Source organism: Desulfobulbaceae bacterium, assembly GCA_015231515.1.
GTDB lineage: Bacteria > Desulfobacterota > Desulfobulbia > Desulfobulbales > VMSU01 > JADGBM01.
The window spans coordinates 25,981-47,091 of the sequence record JADGBM010000010.1 but is presented as its reverse complement, the minus strand read 5'-3'; the positions used below and the strand labels follow the sequence as shown (position 1 = coordinate 47,091).

Genomic DNA, 21,111 nt, shown 5'->3' with positions numbered 1-21,111 from the left:
TTTTGCCACGAAAACACACCAAAACACACGAAAGATTTTTCACTAACCCTTGCCCCTTTTCGTGTGTGTTTGTGTGGTTTCGTGGCTAATATGGTTTATATAATAACTACAGCCTCAGTCGGACTTTCTTTTACTGTAGGAAGTAATAATTTTGAAAAACGCATTTGAAATCCTTCTTTTTTGCCACAATCCCACGAGACTGTAACTCTAGCAACAAAGCCTTTTCATACACTTTTTCAAGAAACCCTGCCACCAACTCCCTAAAAACCTCAAACACAGCTCCATTAATTTTATAGCAAATCTCTTTTAAATAAACATCACCCATAGAAAAAGTCCGTGTGTTTTCGTGTGTTTTCGTGGCAAAAAATAGTTGTACTTAAAGCGGTCTATGGCAACTCTTTTTTTTCTAGCAAATTCAACTCGGCAACAAATACATCGAAGAGTTCTGCTTCCGGCACTTTTTTATAGAGCTTTCCTTTTTTGAAAATTATACCAACGCCGTTGCCGCCAGCAAGTCCAAGATCCGCCTCTTTCGCCTCTCCAGGACCGTTCACCACGCAACCCATTACTGCAATTTTCAAGTTGGTTTTCATTGTTTGGATATGCTTTTCAACCCGTTCAGCAAGACTAAACAGGTCAACCTGGCACCTACCGCAGGTTGGGCAGGAAATCAGTTCCGGCCCACGATGTCTAATATGCAGCGAGCGAAGCAACTCATAGGCAACACGAATCTCCTCAACAGGGTCACGGGTCAACGAAATCCGCAAGGTATCGCCAATGCCTTCATACAGTAAAATCCCCAAGGCCACGCTGGACTTGACAGTTCCGGCAATCAAACCACCCGCCTCTGTAACTCCGAGGTGCAGAGGGTAGTCACATTGTTGAGATAATATTCGATATGCTTCAACTGTTGCCATGGCATCCGATGATTTTATCGAGATCTTCATCTCGTAAAAGCCAAACTCCTCCAAGAGCCGAATATTGCGCATGGCACTTTCAACTAAGGCCTCGGGTGAAGGCTTACCGTATTTTTTCAAAATATCCTTTTCAACCGAACCGGAGTTCACCCCCACACGAATTGCTACCTGATGACTTTTTGCTGCATCAATTACTTTTTTCAAACGCGCCAAACTGCCGATATTTCCAGGATTAATCCGAATACCATGGGCGCCGTTTTCCATGCTGGCAATTGCCAGACGATAATCAAAATGGATATCAGCAATCAAAGGGATTGAGATTTTGTCATTAATAGCCCTTATGCTCTGCGCAGCATCCTCATCCAAAACAGCAACCCTGATAATCTCACACCCTGCATTTTCAAGCCTATGAATCTGCTCCACAGTTGCAGCAACATTGCGTGTGTCGGTATTGGTCATGGACTGCACGGCAATATTGGCATTGCCGCCGATAGCAACTGTGCCGATATGGATTTTTTTGGTTTTTTTCCGTTCTAACATGACAGTCTCACAAAAAAGTATTTTGAAATACTAATAGCAAAAAACTTCGCATAGAGCTATTGACGCAACATCGTAATAATACGACAAAAGTTTGAACAAACTGGCCATTATACTCGTTTGCCATTTATCTCGCTATATTTTACACGGTTTCACACGGTTGTTGAGTTTGTTGGTTGGATTGAGGGGGCTTTTGCGAAGACAGAAAATTGCTCAGGACTGGCGCTGCTGCAATAACAGTTAGCAAAATTCACCCCCCCCCTCACCTTTCACCCATCACCTTTCACCTTTTACCTTTCACCCATCACCTTTCACCTTTCACCTTTTACCCTTCCCCTTCACCTCTCACCCTTAAAGAATAGTTCCATTTTTTTATAATATGATTATTGAACTTATCAATAAAAGATAATAGTATGATTTAAATATATTTTTTAACTTTAAAAACTTGTTCAAATCAGCATTATTTCACAAAAAAAACACCCCATCTTATGACAACACCTGCAAAACAAAGTTCGACCAAAAAGGTTTTAATTGTTGATGATGAGGCGCTTATTCGCTTTGGCCTTGAAAAATTCGTCAAGAAAGAAGGCTTTATTGCTTTAACTGCCGGCTCCGGCAAGAAAGCGCTTGAAATAATTGAAGACCAAGAACCAGATATCGCCCTTCTCGATCTTAAACTCCAAGATTCAATTGATGGCCTAGAGCTTTTAAGTATCATCAAAAAATCCCGGCCAGAAATCGTTTGTATTATGATCAGCGGGCAGACAGAAATTCATGGTGCTGTTGAGGCCATGAAGCTTGGAGCCATGGATTACCTTGAAAAGCCAATCGACTTCGAGCGTTTAAAAGACATATTAAACTCCCTTCGTGACGAACCACTCCTAGGCTCTTCAGCAGAACACGAAGATGAAGACATACCATGTACCAGCGACAAAATGAAAAAAGTCCTGGCCATATTAAAACGTCTGGCTGTTAAATCCGATTTAACAATTCTTATTCTTGGCGAATCAGGCACTGGCAAGAATTATCTGTGCCAGAAAATTCACAACATGAGTACCAGGCGGGACGCACCTTACGTGCAAATCGGCTGCACAAACATCCCCGACCATCTAATTGAAAGTGAACTCTTCGGGTACGAGAAAGGGGCCTTTACTGATGCCAAGGCATCTAAAAAAGGGCTTATTGAGGCCGCTCAGAACGGGACCATATTACTTGATGAGCTTGGAGACATGCCCTATCAGTTCCAGTCGAAGGTTCTAAAACTTCTCGAAGAACGATGTTTCAGGCGAATCGGCGCACTGCAAGACACCCCGGCGGATGTACGAATTCTCGCCGCAACAAATAAAGACTTAAACACTCTGGTTCAAGAGAAAAAGTTCAGGCTTGACCTCTTTTACCGATTAAATATCGCTACAATTGAGCTTCCATCACTGCGTGAAAGACCAGAGGACATTGAACTGCTCTCCCAAAACTTCCTGAATAGCTTTTGCCAAAAATATGGCACTGAACAAAAAAGCATTTCGGCCGAGGGCATGAAAACTCTTTCCAAACAAAACTGGCCGGGGAATGTCCGACAACTTAAAAACCTTATAGAAAAGCTGGTTGTCCTTTCAGACGGTGCGGAAATATCCACTGATGACATTTTAGATAACATTGAAGACGTCTTGCCGCCTCCCGACACTCCGGCAATGACCACGTCTACAACTGGCCCAGCAACTACTCAAAGCTCCGCTGCCGCCCCCCAGATGCAGCTGCCCGACGATCTTTCATTAGAAGCCATGGAAGAACTGTTCATCAAAAAAGCACTGGATAAAACCGGCGGCAACCAGAGAAAAGCAGCCAAATTGCTGAATATTTCCAGAGATGCCTTGCGCTATCGTCTAAAGAAAATGGACATCAGTCCAAAAGATGATGATGAGTGATAGCCACTCAATACTCGACGCTTTTGGTACCCCCCCATAAATGGATTTAGCTGAATTAAAAATTTTAGACGGCAACAGACATCCATGGGAAGTCTCGCGCACCAGCACCCTTAGGCATTTATTTAACTCTTTACATCTGAACACAGAGCACAAAAAGATTCTTGATATTGGCTGCGGCGACGGATACACGGTTTCCGAGTTATTCAACACCAACCAGCCCGTAATTGACGCTGTTGACACAAGCCTATCAGAAGAGCTTATTGCGGAATTTTCCGCACGACACCCTTCTATCTCCTTCCACCACTCTACAAATTCCCTTAAAAAAGAGTTCTATGATATCGTCACAATTTTTGATGTCATTGAACACACCAAGGATGATGTTGCATTTTTAAAGGAGATGTATACTCTTGCCGCGCCAGGTGCTATTTTCATCCTTACAGCACCCGCCTTCAACCGGCTTTATAGCAATCACGATTCTTTCCTTGGGCATCATCGCCGATACAACAAAAAGCAACTTGAAGAGGTTCTCCGTTCTGGAGGGCTCAACCTGATGAGCTCTGGATATATTTTCAGTTCCTTGCTTCTTTTCCGCACAGCCTCTGTGGGCTGGGGGAAATTAAGCCCTGGGAATAAAGAGTTCTCCGGAGTCACAACTTGGCGATACGGAAAGTCCTTCACTTCTTTGATTGCCCGTTTTCTGGCAACAGAAAACAAAATCACACTGTGGCTGAATCGTTACGGCATTACTATTCCAGGACTGTCTGTATGGGCGATATGCAGAAAACCGCAATAGTCATTCCATGCTATAACGAGGAAAAACGCCTGGACACCAGGGCTTTTTCTGACTTTGCCGCGTCCAATGCAAACATTCATTTCATAATGGTTAATGATGGCAGCACAGACGGCACCTGGTCTCTGCTCACCGAGCTTGCCGACAAGCATGATCATTTTGTGCCCGTCAACGTAGAGAACAACAGCGGTAAAGCCGAAGCTGTACGCCAGGGTTTCCTGAAAGCCTTTAGTATGAATTTCGCTAATATTGGCTACTGGGATGCAGACCTGGCCACACCACTGGATGAAATCAACGACTTCATTACCCTCCTCAACACACCGAAAAAAACCATGGTGTTCGGGTCAAGAATACGATTATTGAGCAGGTCAATCGAAAGGAAAGCTGTCAGGCATTATTTGGGGCGCCTGTTTGCCACTGTAACAAGCCTCATCCTGAAAATTACTATCTATGACACCCAATGCGGAGCGAAACTGTTTCGAAATACCAGAGAGTTACAGCTTGTTTTCAGTAAACCGTTTACCACCAATTGGATTTTTGATGTCGAAATTATTGCCAGAATTGTTTTGTTAAACAGATACTACAACTTACCATCACTTGAGCTCACCGCAGTTGAACATCCACTGAAAAAATGGTCTGATGTTCCCGGCTCAAAGCTAAACGCTATTGATTTTCTCAAGGCAGTAAAAGAGTTAGCCACTATAGGTAAATTTCTCCATGCGCCTGGCTGGAAGGAAAGATGCCACAAGCTTGCAAAAAACCTGCAATAACTAAAACTCTGTCAATCTAAAGCTATTTCACTGTCAATCCATCTTTTGGTTCACGCAATGCTTTGCCCCCCTCTCGACCAAGCACTTTAAACTGTGACCAATCATATTGCAGCCTCAGCGAAGACAATACCTTCCAATCTGAAACTTTTCTTTTTTGTTGAGCCCAAGATCGTCTTCTACCAATCAACAACCTATGGCGTACAACCCATAGATATGATTTTATTTTCGCCTTTAGAAACGGCGCACCTCGCAAAAAACTAAATCCCCAAGACATTATTTCAGTTAAAATAACAAATGGCAAAATCAGCATTAAGGTTGAATACTTTAGATACGTAAACAACATTGCAATCCTATTTCTCTCCAGCAAGTAAAACTTTGCAGGATACATCGATAAAAAATAATCGTGGTACACAACAGAACCCGGCACACAATAAAGTTCAAAGCCCAGCAATCGGAGAAACCATGACATATTAACATCTTCATGGTAAAGAAAACCTGCCTCATCAAAACCGCCAATATCTTTAAGGAGCTGCGTGCGGGTCACAAATGCGCAGCCATGAAGTCCAGATACAGCAAAAGGTTTTTCACCGAATGCATCAATCGATTCCCCGAGACCTCGGTTAAAACCTAGCCCTGTTATGTGAATATTCTGACCGGCGGCATTTACAAGGTTTCTATCCATGAGCACCACAAGCGGAGTAACAGCTGCAACATCAGGGTTATCATCTAGAAAATTAACCAGAGGTTGCAACCAGCTTTTCTCTACAAGTAAATCCATATTCAAAACGGCAAGATACTTGCCACTGACATATTTCAATGCGTAGTTAATCGCCCCCGCATAGCCCAGGTTTTTGGGACTAAAAACGACTCTGACCCTCTTATTCTTCTCCGCAATTTCTGTGAGTTTCTGACAACTTGAATCCTGCGAGGCATTATCTACCACAAGAAGTTCTGCGTCACATTCAATGCCTGACAATACTGACTCAAGGCAATTATCTATGTTCCGTTCTCCATTGTAATTGACTACTACAATGGAAACTTGTGACGATAGTTTGGGTTCAAAAGTCATAAGGGGATTTTCTTGGCTTTTAAGGAAAGGATGGAATCAAAAAGTATGCTAAAAAAACAGGGGTAATATGGGTTGTACTGCACCTATTTATCATCTTGCATATTCTGAAGTTTTGCCAAAACCTCTCGAAATCTTCTATTGACAGAGTGTAAAAAAAGCGCAGCGACCCAAAGTATCAAACCCATGATATACAGACCAACCGCCATCAATGCCGCCCCAACCCGCTTCAACTCACCAGAGTTAAGAAAATCGGCAATAGCCCAGGCACCAGGGATTGAGCCTAACACAACGATAAATAAGGCCAAATATGAAAAAAACCTAAGAGGGCGATAATCCCTCCAGAGAGTGACAATGGTAGTTAATATCGATATGCCGTCTTTAAAATGACTAATCTTGGAGAAACTCCCTTCCGGGCGTGACGCCAAATCAACTGGCACCTCCACAACCCTGAAACCTTGTTCAAGGGCCTTAATGGTCATTTCTGTTTCGGTTGCAAACCCTCCCTCAAAAAGAGGTGTTCCCTTGACAAGTCTACGATTAAAGGCCCGATAGCCAGAAAGAAGGTCTTCAATGTTTACCCGAAAAAGCGAGTTTAAAACCTTTCTAAAAACTATATTCCCCCACCGATTCCTCTTCCGGAATGCGCTTTCTGACGTTTCATGTAATCGTGAACCAATCACCATATCGGCTTGCCCATCAAGAATTGGGGCTATCACCTTATTTACATCTTTGGCTGAATAGGTATTATCACCATCAACCATGACATAGACATCTGCAACAATTTCCCGAAACATCGACTGAATTACAAAACCTTTCCCCTGGCGGTTCTCCTTCTGTACAATCGCGCCAGCTTCTTCTGCAGCCAATACGGTTCCATCAGTGGAGTTATTATCATAGACATAGATTGTAGCTGAAGGAAGTTCTTCCCTAAAACTTTTAACAACATTAGCAATTGTTACGCCCTCATTGTGGCAGGGTATCAAAACTGCTATACGGAATTCAAGAAATTCAGTTTTCAGCATTGTGCGATTTGCAACCTTCGTAGAAATACTGCTTTAAAAAATCATGGGGGCGCCATAGCCATTAAAATACATTTTCACCCCAATAGCACTTTCAGGCTTCCCCTGACAGAAAAGACACCATCAACTTTAAAAAAGCATATCAAGGGTCAGTAACATTGTCACCATTAAAAATATCGATATGCGACCTAGAGAGCACGACAATCCCGAAAGAGTAAGCCCTGGGTTAAACCCTCTGGACTGCCGCGTCGCTGCACTCCTCGCAGTAACGGAAATAAATATCGTCATTGTGACCGAAGCTTGGTAGTCTAAATTGAGAAACGAAACCCAACATTTCCAGACTTCTAAAAGAATGCCATCTACATCCTCAAAAACATATACTAAAAAGCTGCTCACCCATGAGACCTGCTGGTGGAAAAAGCTTTTCAATGTTCAAGCTCCTTACCGATGGAACATTCGCCGACTTAAACCAGGTTTCACACTTGAGATCGGCTGTGGTCTCGGCAGAATGCTCTCCCATTTGGATGGCCATGGAGTTGGTATTGATCACAACAAAGAGTCCATCCGTATTGCTCATGACAAAGGTTTAACCGCGTATACTCCAGATGAGTTTGCATTAAGCCGACACAACAAGAATAAACTGTTTGATTCAATGCTGCTTTCGCATGTCGTTGAACACCTCGGAACAGATGCTTCCGTCGGGCTCATCTTACAATACAAATCTCTAATCAAAGACAATGGCCAATTGATTCTCATTACTCCGCAGGAAGCTGGATATTTCAGTGATGAAACCCATATCGAGTTTATGAATTTCACAAAACTCCAAGAGGTAGCAGTGGCCAGTGGGTTCCAAGAAATAAGGCATTATTCCTTCCCGTTCCCTCGGTTTATCGGGAACATATTTAAATATAACGAGTTTATCAGCATTGGTTCGTTGCGTGACCAGAAACACCCACCGACTGCTATCAACAATTTTTAGACAATGACACGATTACAAACACAAAGAGAACTCATCTCTTTTATGATTATTGGAGGGGGATGCTATGGTCTCAGCATTCTCCTGCTCTATTTCTTTACTGATATCTGCAATCTCCACTACCTTATCTCCACACTTCTTGCTTTTGTCGCCGCCAATTTTGCAGGCTACTCGTGCAATCGGCACTATACATTTACTGGGGCTAACAACTCCTACTGGCATGGCCTTTGGAGATATAATGCCGTGTTGCTGACAAGCCTGCTGCTGGTGATCAGTTTCATGTATTTGTTAGTCGATATCTTGCATGTATGGTACCTTCTGGCAAATATTCTTATTACCACGGTAATTACTGTTTATAATTTTTTCATCCATAAACGATGGACTTTTAAATGAGCAAATTTTTCACCCAGAATCGCATCCTAATATTTTTTTTTCTGTCTGGAATTTTTCTTCTGGCCTTCAATAAAATCCACGACACGGATGCCTGGCTGCACCTGAGTCTTGGCAAACTAATCTGGACAACCAAAGGATTCCCAGTCCAGGAGCAGTTTGTCTATACAAACTTTGATACACCTTTCCGATATACCAGTTGGCTTTTTGCAGTTCTCTTTTACCTCCTCCATCAATTTACGGGAGCCTTTGGACTAGTATTCATAAAGGCCTCAATTATCACTACTGTATTCTTATTTTTATTAAAAGATTCCTTAAGGCAGGGTAAAATCTACATTGCCTTGCCTATCCTCTTTATTGCCGCAATCGTCTCACAATCAAGGTTTGTCCTCAGGCCGGATATCATGCTGATGTTTTTTTTGGCCTCTACTTTCTATATCTTTAATGCCTATCTCTACGAAAACAAAAAATATGTCTATGGCTTTCCCTTACTGCTCTGTTTGTGGGCAAACACGCATTCCAGTGTAAACCTGATTTTTGCAATTACCGGCGCGTATTTAGTTGGAAGCCTTTGCCAACCAATCCTCAACAAAAAATTCGGCCTGGAAGCAGGCTATTTGACCACCCGCCAACTGAATATTTTTCTTTCAATACTTGCTTTTTCTATACTGCTTTCACTTATCAACCCTAACGGTATTGGCCAATACCTTGAAGGAGCTCAGGTTCTTGGTACTGATTTCTTCAAGCAAGAACTCTCCGAGCTTTTACCTCCCTCCGGTGAATTAAAATTTATCATTATTTTCTTTGAAACAACCTTACTTGCCTCCTTTATCATCAACAGAAAAAAGGCGTCGTTGACCGACTTTCTTATTATCTTGCCTTTCCTTATTATGCCATTTCTAGCTCGGCGATTTTTCTATCTGCCATTTATTGTTGGCGCACCAATTCTTATCAAAAATATCTCGGCGGTGATCGCCCCTCGCTCAGCCGGCAGCTTCAAGTTTTTATGGGGCACACTGGCTTTCTTACTTGGGTGCTTGGTTTTATCAGTAAAAACGCACTGGCAAGAAATATCCTATAACTCCATTAAGAATTTCGGTTCTGGCTTTAACTACGTCCATATGCCTAAAGAAGCGGTTGATTTCATGGATAACCATAAAATAATCGGCAGGACATTCAACAGCTTCGCCTTTGGCCAATATATAATTTGGACGGGACACCCTCTAAGGACTGTTTTTGTCGATGCCCGAGGGGCAGTGCCCATTAACCTGCTTGAGAAACTCACACTTTTTCGGGAACGTCCGGCAATAATTAGTGAATTATATCAAAAATACAAATTTGAAACGATTCTCATACCAACTAAAAAGTTTACAACCGGCCTACCCGATGAGATTTTTAGAGATATTGATGCATCATTTTCTCATCCGGACTGGGCACTGGTCTACTGGGACGACAAATCCATGCTATATCTACGAAGAGGCGGGCCCTTCTCGCATATCATCACAGAAAATGAATATCGTTTTATTAATCCGGATATGGCGCCACAGGTTTTTCTTGCTACCCTTGGCGGCTATAAAGACAGACAGAATAAAATGATGGAGATTAAACGTAATCTTAAAGAGTGCAACAGCAACACGGCACAGCTTCTTTCAGGTCTGCTCCATCTCGCCTCCGGGCAATATGGTGAGGCAATAGCAGATATAGAAATTGTTGCAAAACGCGGCTCTGATAAATTTAAGGAAAGTGCCCTTGGAATCTTAGGGGATCTATACTTCAAGACAGGTCAGCTTGACAAAAGTCTGGAAAACTATTTTCAGACATCCGGATACAAGAGATCTCCGAGCATCTTGCATAATATCGGCAACATATATATGCAAAAAGGCGTCGATCAAAAAGCTGTGCAGTTTTTTGAAAAAGCCTTGAATATAAACGAGAACTATCGCCAGGTGTATCCTGACCTTATCGCTTCATATAAAAAACTAAAAAAAACAAAAAAAATTGAGGGAGCCCAAAAGAAATATGGTTCGCTTACCGATGATCAGTTGGCAAAACAATATTTTACCAATGCCGTAAAAGCCCATGTTGCCAATGACCTTAAAACAGCAGCCAGTGAATACAACAAATCCCTACAGGAAAATCCTCTGGTTGCGATTACCCATGCAAATCTTGGCTTTGTTTACTTTGACCAACAGCGGTTGGATGACAGCTTTAACCACTTCACAAAGGCGCTTGAGATCGACCCCGATCACGCTAATGCCTATTATGGCCTGGGCATGATCTATAAGGACAACGGCCAGGCAGAAAAAGCCATTGTTCATTTAGAGAAATACTGCGATCTGGAACCACGAGGCCATTACAACCGAATGGCTAAAGAGCTTATAAAACAGTTAACAGAAGAAAAACACCCGTAGAAAATCGTTATGAACGCAATTACGGATACGAATGGCTGGCACTACCATGAGTCACACCATGACAAATCAGAGCACACGACCCTGTAAAGTTCCCAGTATCATCGAACAGTGGATAGATCTCTCCAGAAGCAGGGCTTACAACCGTACTGTCAAAATTAATAAGATGCGTATGATCTCCCGAGGCGCTGTTATCCACAACACCATGAGGATCATGACACACCGAACATGACACACCGTTAACGGCAGTATGCCCACTATGCCCGCCTTTAGAGCTTGTCGTTCCCAAAGTTCTTCTTTTGAAGCTCTGATCGGCCAACAAATTAGTTCGGTCATGGCATCTATAGCACAATGCATACGACTGATAACTTTCACTGGTTCCATCAGCCCGCTCATAACGTTCCCGAAGAATTGGCGCATATATTGAGCCATGAGGACCGTTAGCACCATTCCCACCAATTTTTGCCGTATCATCGCCGGAGTGACAATCAGAACAGTAGATTAATGAATACTCATCCATCGATTGATCAGGAGAGGTGACACTGGGCAGACTGGGCACATCAAGGTTCACTCCTGCCCCGATGACCGGGTGATAGGATGGATTGGTGGTCGCAAATTCACGCCTTGTATCGTTTTCATCCAAATACCGATTAACATAGGAGACCACCGTATTGGTATGAGAATGACATTTAAAGCAAATTTCATACTCATACGCTGCCGGGTATTGTTCACTGCCGGCTTGATCAATACCTTTGACATTCGTCAAACTGCCACTAACAAATGGCGCCACAGCGGGGTTATCGTAAGTGCTATGAGGATCGTGGCAGTCCTGACATTCCACGTGATTATGCAGAAAGGTTACGTCCTCTGTAGGATCATGGGGAGTTCCTGCACTGCCAATCGTCGCCATATCGACCGGATGAGCCGAAGATCGGATAAGTTGACTGCTTATATTTTTTCCTGGGTCTGAAACATTGCCATTATGACAGGCAAAGGTGCAATTTTTCTCTTCTTCTAAGAAATTCAGTAATCGTTGGGGGCCACCGGCATTATGGGGTGTATGACAATTTTCGCAGCCGTTTTCAGCCACGGTATTGCGCTGCTGGGAAGCGGTCAACCTGGCATTCAAGGGCCATGGGTTATTCCCTGCCCTGCTCCATGTCTTACCTGAAGTTGCGTGGGAAGAAGATTGCCAGCCGCTAACATTATGACACAGGATGCACAAGGCCGCGTTTTTATTGCTCACACTGAGAAACATACCATAGGTATCGTCGTGGGGATTATGACAGGTCGAGCAATGAACAACGTCAGTGTTATAGAATAACAACTCTGACGGCAACGTTCCATGCAGCTCGACGTTAAACGGTAATGCTTCACTATATGAAAACGAAAAAGGATGATCATTACTTAAATCGGTACCTAGCATGGATGGCCGCCCCATCAACCCCATGGTCATGGTGACGCCCTCTGGTCTGCTCAAAAGGGCTCCTAACCCCACCGTTCCATCATGGCAACTCAAACAGAGCCTTGAGGGGCCTGATGGCTGTGAGATTTTGGCGTTGAAGGTAGTGCTGTCGTAAATGACGTAATTGACCCCTTCATCAATAGCCCTGTTCCACAAAGGGGTTTTTGGTGCTGCATTGTGAGGTGTATGACAAAATATACAGACCTGATCCTCTAAAATTGCTCTAATTTCTCCCGGCCCGGAGGAGGAGAGATTATGCTTTGTATCAACGACGCTGGCCTCAGAGTCTCCACCTGACAAGGCCAGCAGAATAATCATAAAACGTATCAGCCAAAAGCTTACTCGCGCCATTAAAGGCCTCCTGAAGATAGGTCATATAATTGAAATATCTGCACTCTTTTATTGTAAGTATCACAGACATAGAGTTTATCCTGACGATCAATAAATATCCCTGACGGCATCCAGAACTCACCCAGCCCCGTGCCTTTATTGCCAATGCTCATCAAATAGTCCCCATGAATATTAAATACCTGAAGACAGTCAAAAAGAGGCTCGGCAACATAAAATACACCCCATCTGTCGGCGGCAACGCCTTTCGGCATTGCAAAATCTCCCGACCCGTCGCCATGATGACCAAACAGAGTAACAAACCTATCTGGAACAGAAAAAACCTGTAGCCTAAAATTCATAGTATCGTTTACTAATATGCGCCCTTCAGTATCAGTGGACAAATGAGTTGGGAAATTAAACTCGGCATTCTTCTCTCCACGTTTGCCAAAACTTCCTAAAAATTCACGTTTCTCACCAAAAAAATAAATTTTATTGGCAAGGGTATCCGCCACATAAAGGAGTTTTCTGGGTTCATGGAAAGTGATTCCCGTTGGCCGCTGCAAAGCGTCGTTACCTGCAACAGCAATTTCGTCGACATATTTCCCGTCCAGGTCAAAGACAAAAATCTTTGCAAGAACAGAGTCAGTAACATAGAGAGTTAAATCATCATCAAAAGCCACCCCGACCGGTGAGACAAGTGAAGTTTTTGATGCCAGATTCAACAGGAGATATTTTTTCTTATGCGGTATAAAAAAATGCACACCCTGAAGCTGCCCATCCGCAATAGCAATCCGGCCATCAGCCCCAACCGCAACCGCAACCGGCTTTTGAATACGTCCTTGCTCTTCAGCTCCAAAAAGAATTGATGCCACTGATTTTCCCACCGGAACAAACGATGTCAACTCACCAAGATATTCAGCCTTTACCGGATTGGGCGGCGGCGGCCAGACCATACCATTATGGCGGTTAATCTGCATGTCCCACTGGGTAGGGGCACAGGAACATAATGCCAATAATGACAAAAGAGATACGAACAGATTAAAACGAGCGAGGTTCATAAACATCCTTTCATTTACGTGCAGCCAACATCATTGTGTCAAATCAAATATTTCGATGTCGGCTCCATCTTTAAGCCCAGCAACCCATTTATTGACTAATTTTTGCTGTTTCGACTTCTTAATCTCATAGCGCACAGCATCCGCACTTTTTATCACTTCAGCCATATACCCAGTCAGCTGAATAATTTTCACTACTCCACCAGAGACCACGGGTTCAGACAATCCATTTGTTTTTTTAGCATCAGCAAGTTTTTTACCTGCATCATAAAGCGCCTTATCCACACTCTTATTAAGCGCCACATTTTCTTTAATGAAAAAGGTTCCATCATTGGGAATTTTGGTAAGGTCACCTTCATAACTGTTAACGATCTTTTCTCGAAACTCTTTTGCTGTATTTAATGAGGCTTCGCTCTCAGGGTCAAGGAACAGCCTGAGCTCTGAAACCTGTATTTTTTCCAGTTGGGCCAGATACTGGTTCTCTTCGCCCGGATAGGCAGGATAGGCGGCATCAATTTCCTCCTGACTGACCGTCACGGTATCACCGAACTCTACCCTGATAAAATTGCGAACCACCAGGTTCCGTTCAACCTGAACACGATACTCCTCAAGGCTCACCCCTTCTCGGGCAAGATAGTCTTCAAAGGCTTTGGCGCCGCCATAATTCTCTCTCAGGCTCTCCACTGCAGTGTCGATCACCGAAGGCGGCATTACACCAATTACGCTGAAGGCCTTCAGGTAGGCCAGCTCTTCAGTTATCAATGTGTCTAGAGCTTCCTTTTGAAGTTTCTGGGCCACAAGTGGAGTAATCTCTTGGCTTCCCGCCCTTTTGGTGGCCAGATTCCTCATTCTTTTCAGAAGGGCGCTCATTTTTATCTCAACACCATTGACTCGAGCAACAGTAACCTGATCAGCCCCGTCGTGCCCCATGGAATAATCAACGTCATCTTCGGAGGCAAAGGCCGTACCGCCCCTGGGATTCCCAGAAAAACACAACCCTGCCACCAAGCAAACAATGAAGGATGAAGCTAAAAACCTTTTTTCAAATATACGCATAGTTACCTCGAAAAGTGCCGTTTTTTGTTAAAAAAAATCAGAATAATCTTCTGGTCATATTAAGATTAACCGACCATTCCTCTGTGGAAGTGGCGCTGGTATATCCAGTCTCATCATTAATCTCATCCTCGTTAAATTTGTAGTCTCCTGACAGATTTACCCGCGTTGCGCCGAACTGCCACTGATATCCAGACCTGGCCCCGTATTCCAGGGAGATCTCCTCATTGCCACCGATAATCCGTTCATTCAAATAATCGGCAAAGCCTGTTACACTGATCTTTGTCCAGGGCACCGCCCAGCTGACATTTAAATTAGTTTGATAGACATCCTTGTCCTGGCTATTGACAGGATTACTACCGACACCTGTAACCAGTTTAGCATAGTCACCACGCCTGATATCATACCTCAGGCCATGGCTCAGAGTTGCTCTATAGGTCGGCAAACTCATGGCAGAATGGGCCGATGCAGAAAATGAATATTTATCGCCCGAAAGCTCGACACTTGCATCGGTGGAGTTATCCCACTGCTCAGTGGTATAAAAAGCTGTACTGTAGTTCAACCTGACTGCCGTACTGACCTTGGGGATAATAACGGTCTGTTTATAGAAAGCAGCACCATACTCCCAAACTTCATTCAACAAGATCGGGTTTCCCGACTTTGCTTTTTCCCATTTCTCTGCATCATATTTTGACTTTACCAACTGGTAGTCAGCAGACAATGAAAAAGGACCATAATTCAACCGAGCAGCAATTTTATCATCGGAGATAATCGGCGCCAACCCCGAATTGAAGCCCGGATCACCGTCACTTATCTCCTGGGCGGTCTGCTTGTGGGTGTACTGACTCGTTACCAGGCCATTCAAAATGGTGAGACCGGTATACACGGTCTGCTGGCTGGTTTCCAGAACATAATCCAAGTCTCTGGATCTGAAGATTGCTTTATAGATATGTGGTCCTGTACCATCCCCACCCCCATCCCGGTCATCGATATAGGAGACCAAGTCTACTGTTCCTCCTGCGAGTTCAACCTCCACACTGTTATTACTCACAGCTCCCTTTGTCCAATGCACACCTTCGGTTAAGGAGAACTCTATGCCGGCTATATCAATGGTAATATTTATTGCGCCAAAAGATGAGTCAATGTCTTGTTGTGTCAGGATAAAGCTGCCACCAGCAACCGTGGGAGTGCTTGTGTAGTTACTCTCCACCGATCCCGCTCTGTCCATATAGGTCAACTCCTGGGAAACCCCAGCTGAAACCCCGCCGGTTCGCAGCCGCTTGATATAATTTGTACCGAGATAAAAGTTTTTTGATTGGTTCGAACCTGAGCCCGATTGCGAGTTTGAGTACGTCGAACTAAACCGTGACGAGAGGCTGTCAAAAACCTTTTGAGTCAGGTTTACCGCAGCAGATTCACCAACAGTTCGTGACATCACGGTTTGCCCTCCATCAAAAGTGTGATTTGTCCTCTCCGACCTTCTGAGGTTGAGTAACATATTAGTGTTCCAGGGTAAACCAGCCTCCACAGTTTCAACCAGATTACTTTCTGCCTTTTTCTCTACAGTATCATCGTCATGGGTATTTATCTGTTTGCCGTTATCCGTTTTTGTTTCTTTCCAATCTGCAGTGGTCTTGAAGTTCCAGGTTTTATAGATCCATCGATTATCAAAAGAAAGCCCGTTTGACTCATTTAAAATTTCCGCAAACAGACTATTTTCCTGTTTTGACTTAGTTTTAGCATAAAACCCACCCCCCTGAACACTAAAATTTCGTATACTATATGCCACACTGCCTCGATACTGGTCATCTAGCGTACTAAAGTTGCTACTGGCCCGCTCATTCTGGACAAACTCAAGCCCACTCACAAGCGGCCTTTTAGTATAGTGAAGCGCTATAATATTACGGCTTATTTCAGTATGGGTTACACCGCTTCCAAAAGGCACATCTCGAGAAAAACGCATCTCAGCATTGAGAGGCTTTCTCCTCAGCAGTTCGCCATTAAAGTTATAGGCCTCTGTTCGAGACCTGTTTTTCGCGGGGGGAAGGTGGTCTCCGTCTTCGGTACTCACACGACTTCTCGACGAACCGTTTATTCCTGACAGTGCCCCCCCGAAGACAAAGAGATTCGGATGATACACATAGCCGTTGGTGCCAAAGCCAAGGGACTCACTCATCTGGATAGTCTCTGTCGTTCGGGCGGGAGGCTCCCCACCATCACGTTCAAATCTGTTTGTCACTGATCTGTATTGACTGTTAACCGTCAGTTGAGCTGTCGTTCTGACCAGGCGCGGCACAAAATCAACTGCAGCACCATAAACGATCCAAGGAGCCGTACAGAAAAGAAAGGCAAAAAACAGGAGTTTCATCTTCATAAGAGGCGGCTAATATTTCTCAGTTATTCCTAACTGTAACTATTTATTTGCCTCTTCTGCCGCTTTTTTCAAAAGATCCTCTTTCTCCTTTTTCAACTCTTCAAAATCAAGGTATTGTTCACCTTCCATTTTCCCATAACCATAAACACTGATACCATTGGTGTTATGAAACTGGCTGGTCACAAAAACAAGATATTCAAGAGTAAACCCCGGCGCCGCGTACTTTTTGAAGTAATCAATGTTATCGTAGTCGATATGGACGCCTGCCGGCAGTGTTAAGGTGCCAGGCGCGCTGCCAGGCCCCCCAAGTAAACCGAGAACGAAGCCATTAGGCGAAAACACCTGTACGGTATCAAAAGCAGCATCTACTTCAAAAATTTTGCCTTCCCGATCAACTGCTATTCCTTTAGGACGACCAATATGGCCAGGGCTATTACCCGGTTTCCCTAAAAAACCTCTAAAATGCCCATCACGGTCATATTTTTTTATCTGAAAGTTACCTGCATCTGTAACATATAAATAACCATCTTTATCCATGGCTATCCCAGTAGCAATACCAAGACGATCTTTAGGAGGTCCACTATCACCAATCGTCTGAATCATTTCGCCACTCTCAATATCAAAAACTTTTATCCCCCCTTTAGCGTGAGTAGCGTCACAAACAAAAAGCTGACCGTCAAAGGTTGCCAAATCAACGGGCTTCCAACCAGCAGGATCAGTAAATCCCCTGACGTAAAGATCATTTTTATCGTATTGAAGCACCATTTTACGGTCAGGATCAGCAACAAATAAATTACCATTATCATCTGCGGCGACGTTCTGAGCCCGCACAATCTTGCCAAGCCCTTTATCTCCCTGCAACTTATGAATTTTTTTATTTTTAAAATTAAACCTCCAGACAGATGTCAAGGTATCCGTAACGTACATCGAGCCTTTACTTACAGTGATACCGTAGGGTCTCTTAAATTTATATGTAGTCTGCGAACCTCCAAGGAACTCATCGAGGCCAGATTTTTTTTCAGTAAAATCACCCGTCCCGCTAAACGATGTCAAAAATTGAAATCGAGGAACATCAGGCGGAGGAGGAAAAAAGACAGGTTCACCTGTTCCAACTGCAGCGTTTTCTGTTGTTACACAACCACCGAAGAAAATCACCGCAAAAAAACTTACCATTAAATAGATCAACCTTTTATCACGGACAAACTTAACCATACTGTTTGATATCATCGTTTAACTCCAAAACAAAAATTTAAAATTAGTTATTGCGCAGTTGACAAACAAAAAAGGCAACAGAAAAAAGCCTAGATCTTAGATCTGAACAATAAAACTGCAATCAACGAGCTTCTTGCAAAAAGACCGTCACTCCCGAGCGTTTTTATCGGGAAGCTAGCATCCTCAACAACAGGGGAATAAACTCCAACTCCGCTCCAGAAAGCGCTCGAATTCCCAGACACTGCTTCGCTGTTGACTGCCCGCGAAAATAATCCCGTGTGTAGATACAATATGGTAACATTATCTCACTTTGCAAGAGGCTCAAGCATTATTGTTTAATCTGCCCCCTACAAAGTCAAGATGTTTGACCTCTTCGAAGTTTTTCAGCAAAAAACCTTGTCCATTAAACATGAAACCCCAAACAATGGCAAAACAACACACCATATTATATAGTAACAATTACGGTTATAATACCCCAGCTATTTGGCTTTTGCAAATAATCAAGAAACCAAGAGACAGTTGCAAAAAGCTTATTTTTACGACATACCCAAAAAAGTGGGTGAAATCCCCACATAAGGGTGTATAAATCAAATAACTGGGGAATTTTTGCGCCAAAAGCCATTTTAAAAAAAGATCCCTCAACAAAAGTCATAAAAAAATAATTTAAATAACTACAATGAAATCGACAAAAAACATCCTAATCACAAAAAACAATAAAATATTTAAGGTAATAAATTTTTATTGGCATGAGCGATGCATCAGAAACAAGGCACATGGCAAATGTTTATTTCAACAATTTTTATAAAAAAACAAATCGCAATTATTTTTTTCAACAACAAACTAAATCACAGGAGAAAAAAAATGAAAAAAACAATGTTAATCGGATTGGCCCTTGGTGTTGTATCCCTTACCGCCTCTGCTGCTTTTGCTGGAACAATTGTTAATTCAAAACATGATCTTTCAGCAACAGGAGCAAGTGCAGGTCTTGGTAACGGCGACTCACGTATTTGTATTTTCTGTCACCATCCACATAACACCGTAAGAGCTGGTTCAACTGCTGAAGGCGTACAAGGCAACACTCTTTCTTATAGCCCATTATGGAACCGTGGTATCGCTGATGACAACACTCAATTCATTGCCTATAACAATGGTACAAACATGGGCACTGAAGGTCAGCTTAACAATGACTCTTCAAGCCGGCATCTGATGAATGGTGATGTTGCTATTGGTGGTGTTACTCTTCTATGTCTCAGCTGTCATGATGGGAGCACCGCTATGGGTGCCTATTCAGAATTCAACCCAGACTTCACCGTTAATACAGCAGGTACAGGAAAGTCTCCTAGCCAGGCCGGTGTCTACGGCGCTAGCGGTCAAGGTGACACTCTCGCCGGTTTAGCTACTGGTTTTGGTTCCGGTGGCATAGTTGATCTTAGCAACCATCATCCAGTTGGTATGAGTTGGGATCAAGTTAGGCAAGGTGATCCAGAAATTGCTGAAAAAACTAATACTTTTGGTGGCGTTGTTGGTGGAATCTCCATCGAATCAGTTTTGACCGGTGGTGACACAATGGAATGTAACGCTTGTCATGACGTTCACAACACTCAATCAGCTGCGAATGAGAGTTTCATCTGGATTACAAACGCAGGATCAGTATTCTGTCTTTCTTGCCATGTTAAGTAATATGTAATCCGAACACATAAAAATAAAAAAGGGGAGCCACAAATGGCACCCCTTTTTTTTCATATAGCAGCAACTTAACGTAATTATCCGTTACAACCTTTAGGTTCACTCTTTTTTCAATTCACCATCTTCATAATAAACTCGATGACTTTTCCCGTTAGCAAATTTGTACACACCAGGCCCATGCCGTTTACCATTTTTATACTGACCAATATAAATAATGCCGGACGGAAAAACATATGTTCCAACCCCATGCCTTTTACCGTTCAAATAATTGCCTGTATAAACTGCTCCACCTGAAGTTATAGATACACCTTTTCCATGGCGGAGACCGTTAAGAAACTGCCCCTCATAGGAAGAGCCATCATCAAGTGCAAGTGACCCTGTACCCTCAATACAATTACCTCTAATACATTTTCCAGTTACTCGATTCGGAAACGTTAACACACCATTCTTAACATACTCCCCTTCCTCAAAAATCCCCTCAAATCGACTTCCGGTTGAAAAAAGAATTGTCACTTGACCATCAAGCTTTCCTTTCCTGAAATCACCCAAGTAGGAAGCGCCGCTTTCGGTAGTCATTCGCCCCCTACCCTCAAGAAGATTATTGATAAAAACACCTTTGAACTCACGGCCATCTGGCAGCGTTGTATTTCCACGGCCATTAAGCATCCCGTTCCTATAACTTCCTGAAAACACTTGGCCATTTTCAGCAATAAACTCACCTTGCCCATCAAAACAATTAGAATTTATTTTGCATACACCAACTGTCCCATCACCAAGAGTAACCTCTCCACCACCACTGTACACTCCCCTCCGGAAAGATCCAGAAAATGAACCTCCAGCAGCCAAAACCAATGTCCCTTGGCCATTTCGCACGCCCCGAGAAAAGGCCCCTTCGTAATAAGACCCATCGCTAAATGTAATTGTTCCATGACCATCAACACAACTCCCCTTTGTGCATTCGCCTTGACTCAGTTCAATATGGTCGGGTAAGGGAATAAAAGTGGGTTGTTTCGGGCCAGCACAACTTGATAAACAAACCGTTAAACAGACGGCTACTAACATAATCATTTTCATTTTAGTAAACTTCGTTTTCCTTGTTAATACTGAACTCAATCTATGTTATGTGTAAATTACAAAA

At 43.2% G+C, this 21,111-nt stretch carries 18 protein-coding genes; 7 read left to right on the top strand and 11 right to left on the bottom strand.

The features are described 5' to 3' along the window. Positions 1–130 precede the first annotated feature (130 nt). Both HQK80_03280 and ispG read right to left on the bottom strand, forming a co-directional pair. Positions 131–325 (bottom strand): GxxExxY protein, encoded by a 195-nt coding sequence (locus HQK80_03280; GenBank protein ID MBF0221244.1) that lies wholly within the window; start codon positions 323–325, stop codon positions 131–133. A 61-nt stretch (positions 326–386) separates the two neighbouring features. Continuing rightward, on the bottom strand, positions 387–1,457 hold the full coding sequence (ispG, locus tag HQK80_03275) for a flavodoxin-dependent (E)-4-hydroxy-3-methylbut-2-enyl-diphosphate synthase (GenBank protein ID MBF0221243.1): 1,071 nt from the start codon (positions 1,455–1,457) through the stop codon (positions 387–389). Positions 1,458–1,942: 485 nt separating this feature from the next. On the opposite strand from ispG, the gene HQK80_03270 reads away from it, so the two are divergent. The 3 genes from HQK80_03270 to HQK80_03260 are packed head-to-tail and all read left to right on the top strand — an operon-like array spanning position 1,943 to position 4,936. Further along, a complete protein-coding gene (locus HQK80_03270; GenBank protein MBF0221242.1) occupies positions 1,943–3,376 on the top strand; it encodes a sigma-54-dependent Fis family transcriptional regulator in 1,434 nt (477 codons plus the stop codon). Positions 3,377–3,416: 40 nt separating this feature from the next. Beyond that, on the top strand, positions 3,417–4,169 hold the full coding sequence (locus HQK80_03265; GenBank protein ID MBF0221241.1) for a class I SAM-dependent methyltransferase: 753 nt from the start codon (positions 3,417–3,419) through the stop codon (positions 4,167–4,169). Then, complete coding sequence (locus HQK80_03260; protein ID MBF0221240.1) at positions 4,151–4,936, top strand: glycosyltransferase; 786 nt, start codon at positions 4,151–4,153, stop codon at positions 4,934–4,936. Before HQK80_03265 ends, HQK80_03260 begins: the two co-directional genes overlap by 19 nt. 22 nt (positions 4,937–4,958) lie before the next feature. Here HQK80_03260 and HQK80_03255 read toward each other — a convergent pair whose 3' ends face one another. Further along, positions 4,959–6,005, bottom strand: coding sequence for a glycosyltransferase family 2 protein (locus HQK80_03255; GenBank protein ID MBF0221239.1), 1,047 nt, complete (start codon positions 6,003–6,005; stop codon positions 4,959–4,961). Positions 6,006–6,088: 83 nt separating this feature from the next. Then, a complete protein-coding gene (locus tag HQK80_03250; GenBank protein ID MBF0221238.1) occupies positions 6,089–7,027 on the bottom strand; it encodes a glycosyltransferase in 939 nt (312 codons plus the stop codon). Between the two features lie 349 nt (positions 7,028–7,376). Here HQK80_03250 and HQK80_03245 point away from each other — a divergent pair, with 349 nt between their 5' ends. Genes HQK80_03245 through HQK80_03235 form a run of 3 tightly spaced genes read left to right on the top strand, consistent with a single transcriptional unit; the run spans position 7,377 to position 10,801 of the window. Beyond that, positions 7,377–8,003 carry a methyltransferase domain-containing protein gene (locus HQK80_03245; GenBank protein MBF0221237.1) on the top strand — a complete coding sequence of 209 codons (627 nt, stop codon included), beginning with the start codon at positions 7,377–7,379 and terminating at the stop codon, positions 8,001–8,003. A gap of 3 nt (positions 8,004–8,006) precedes the next feature. Continuing rightward, positions 8,007–8,393, top strand: a complete 387-nt coding sequence (locus tag HQK80_03240) for a GtrA family protein (GenBank protein ID MBF0221236.1) — start codon at positions 8,007–8,009, stop codon at positions 8,391–8,393. Beyond that, positions 8,390–10,801 (top strand): tetratricopeptide repeat protein, encoded by a 2,412-nt coding sequence (locus HQK80_03235; protein MBF0221235.1) that lies wholly within the window; start codon positions 8,390–8,392, stop codon positions 10,799–10,801. The genes HQK80_03240 and HQK80_03235 overlap by 4 nt, the downstream gene beginning before the upstream one ends. 19 nt (positions 10,802–10,820) lie before the next feature. Here the strand turns inward: HQK80_03235 and HQK80_03230 are convergent, their stop codons facing one another. The 6 genes from HQK80_03230 to HQK80_03205 all read right to left on the bottom strand — a co-directional run bounded on the left by HQK80_03230 (position 10,821) and on the right by HQK80_03205 (position 18,939). After that, positions 10,821–12,614, bottom strand: coding sequence for a hypothetical protein (locus HQK80_03230; GenBank protein ID MBF0221234.1), 1,794 nt, complete (start codon positions 12,612–12,614; stop codon positions 10,821–10,823). Further along, entirely contained in the window at positions 12,614–13,651 is a 1,038-nt protein-coding gene (locus HQK80_03225) for a 6-bladed beta-propeller (GenBank protein ID MBF0221233.1), read from the bottom strand. Before HQK80_03225 ends, HQK80_03230 begins: the two co-directional genes overlap by 1 nt. A gap of 30 nt (positions 13,652–13,681) precedes the next feature. Next, the gene (locus HQK80_03220; GenBank protein MBF0221232.1) at positions 13,682–14,704 is read right to left on the bottom strand and encodes a SurA N-terminal domain-containing protein; all 1,023 of its coding nucleotides are present in this window, start codon (positions 14,702–14,704) and stop codon (positions 13,682–13,684) included. A 37-nt stretch (positions 14,705–14,741) separates the two neighbouring features. After that, positions 14,742–17,075, bottom strand: coding sequence for a hypothetical protein (locus HQK80_03215; GenBank protein MBF0221231.1), 2,334 nt, complete (start codon positions 17,073–17,075; stop codon positions 14,742–14,744). Positions 17,076–17,114: 39 nt separating this feature from the next. Then, positions 17,115–18,287, bottom strand: coding sequence for an SMP-30/gluconolactonase/LRE family protein (locus tag HQK80_03210; protein ID MBF0221230.1), 1,173 nt, complete (start codon positions 18,285–18,287; stop codon positions 17,115–17,117). Positions 18,288–18,732: 445 nt separating this feature from the next. Then, a complete protein-coding gene (locus tag HQK80_03205; protein ID MBF0221229.1) occupies positions 18,733–18,939 on the bottom strand; it encodes a hypothetical protein in 207 nt (68 codons plus the stop codon). A 209-nt stretch (positions 18,940–19,148) separates the two neighbouring features. Here HQK80_03205 and HQK80_03200 point away from each other — a divergent pair, with 209 nt between their 5' ends. Continuing rightward, the gene (locus HQK80_03200; protein ID MBF0221228.1) at positions 19,149–19,967 is read left to right on the top strand and encodes a hypothetical protein; all 819 of its coding nucleotides are present in this window, start codon (positions 19,149–19,151) and stop codon (positions 19,965–19,967) included. Between the two features lie 105 nt (positions 19,968–20,072). Here HQK80_03200 and HQK80_03195 read toward each other — a convergent pair whose 3' ends face one another. Beyond that, positions 20,073–21,047, bottom strand: a complete 975-nt coding sequence (locus HQK80_03195; GenBank protein MBF0221227.1) for a hypothetical protein — start codon at positions 21,045–21,047, stop codon at positions 20,073–20,075. Between the last annotated feature and the right edge of the window lie 64 nt (positions 21,048–21,111).

Bases quoted from the DNA above. Each gene is read 5' to 3' on its own strand.
- HQK80_03200 (MBF0221228.1), top strand. From the start codon at position 19,149: ATGAAAAAAACAATGTTAATCGGATTGGCCCTTGGTGTTGTATCCCTT.
- HQK80_03215 (MBF0221231.1), bottom strand. From the start codon at position 17,075: ATGAAGATGAAACTCCTGTTTTTTGCCTTTCTTTTCTGTACGGCTCCT.
- HQK80_03240 (MBF0221236.1), top strand. From the start codon at position 8,007: ATGACACGATTACAAACACAAAGAGAACTCATCTCTTTTATGATTATT.
- HQK80_03260 (MBF0221240.1), top strand. From the start codon at position 4,151: ATGCAGAAAACCGCAATAGTCATTCCATGCTATAACGAGGAAAAACGC.
- HQK80_03245 (MBF0221237.1), top strand. From the start codon at position 7,377: ATGCCATCTACATCCTCAAAAACATATACTAAAAAGCTGCTCACCCAT.
- HQK80_03280 (MBF0221244.1), bottom strand. From the start codon at position 325: ATGGGTGATGTTTATTTAAAAGAGATTTGCTATAAAATTAATGGAGCT.
- HQK80_03205 (MBF0221229.1), bottom strand. From the start codon at position 18,939: ATGACTTTTGTTGAGGGATCTTTTTTTAAAATGGCTTTTGGCGCAAAA.
- HQK80_03225 (MBF0221233.1), bottom strand. From the start codon at position 13,651: ATGAACCTCGCTCGTTTTAATCTGTTCGTATCTCTTTTGTCATTATTG.
- HQK80_03230 (MBF0221234.1), bottom strand. From the start codon at position 12,614: ATGGCGCGAGTAAGCTTTTGGCTGATACGTTTTATGATTATTCTGCTG.
- ispG (MBF0221243.1), bottom strand. From the start codon at position 1,457: ATGTTAGAACGGAAAAAAACCAAAAAAATCCATATCGGCACAGTTGCT.
- HQK80_03195 (MBF0221227.1), bottom strand. From the start codon at position 21,047: ATGAAAATGATTATGTTAGTAGCCGTCTGTTTAACGGTTTGTTTATCA.
- HQK80_03235 (MBF0221235.1), top strand. From the start codon at position 8,390: ATGAGCAAATTTTTCACCCAGAATCGCATCCTAATATTTTTTTTTCTG.
- HQK80_03255 (MBF0221239.1), bottom strand. From the start codon at position 6,005: ATGACTTTTGAACCCAAACTATCGTCACAAGTTTCCATTGTAGTAGTC.
- HQK80_03265 (MBF0221241.1), top strand. From the start codon at position 3,417: ATGGATTTAGCTGAATTAAAAATTTTAGACGGCAACAGACATCCATGG.
- HQK80_03250 (MBF0221238.1), bottom strand. From the start codon at position 7,027: ATGCTGAAAACTGAATTTCTTGAATTCCGTATAGCAGTTTTGATACCC.
- HQK80_03270 (MBF0221242.1), top strand. From the start codon at position 1,943: ATGACAACACCTGCAAAACAAAGTTCGACCAAAAAGGTTTTAATTGTT.
- HQK80_03220 (MBF0221232.1), bottom strand. From the start codon at position 14,704: ATGCGTATATTTGAAAAAAGGTTTTTAGCTTCATCCTTCATTGTTTGC.
- HQK80_03210 (MBF0221230.1), bottom strand. From the start codon at position 18,287: ATGGTTAAGTTTGTCCGTGATAAAAGGTTGATCTATTTAATGGTAAGT.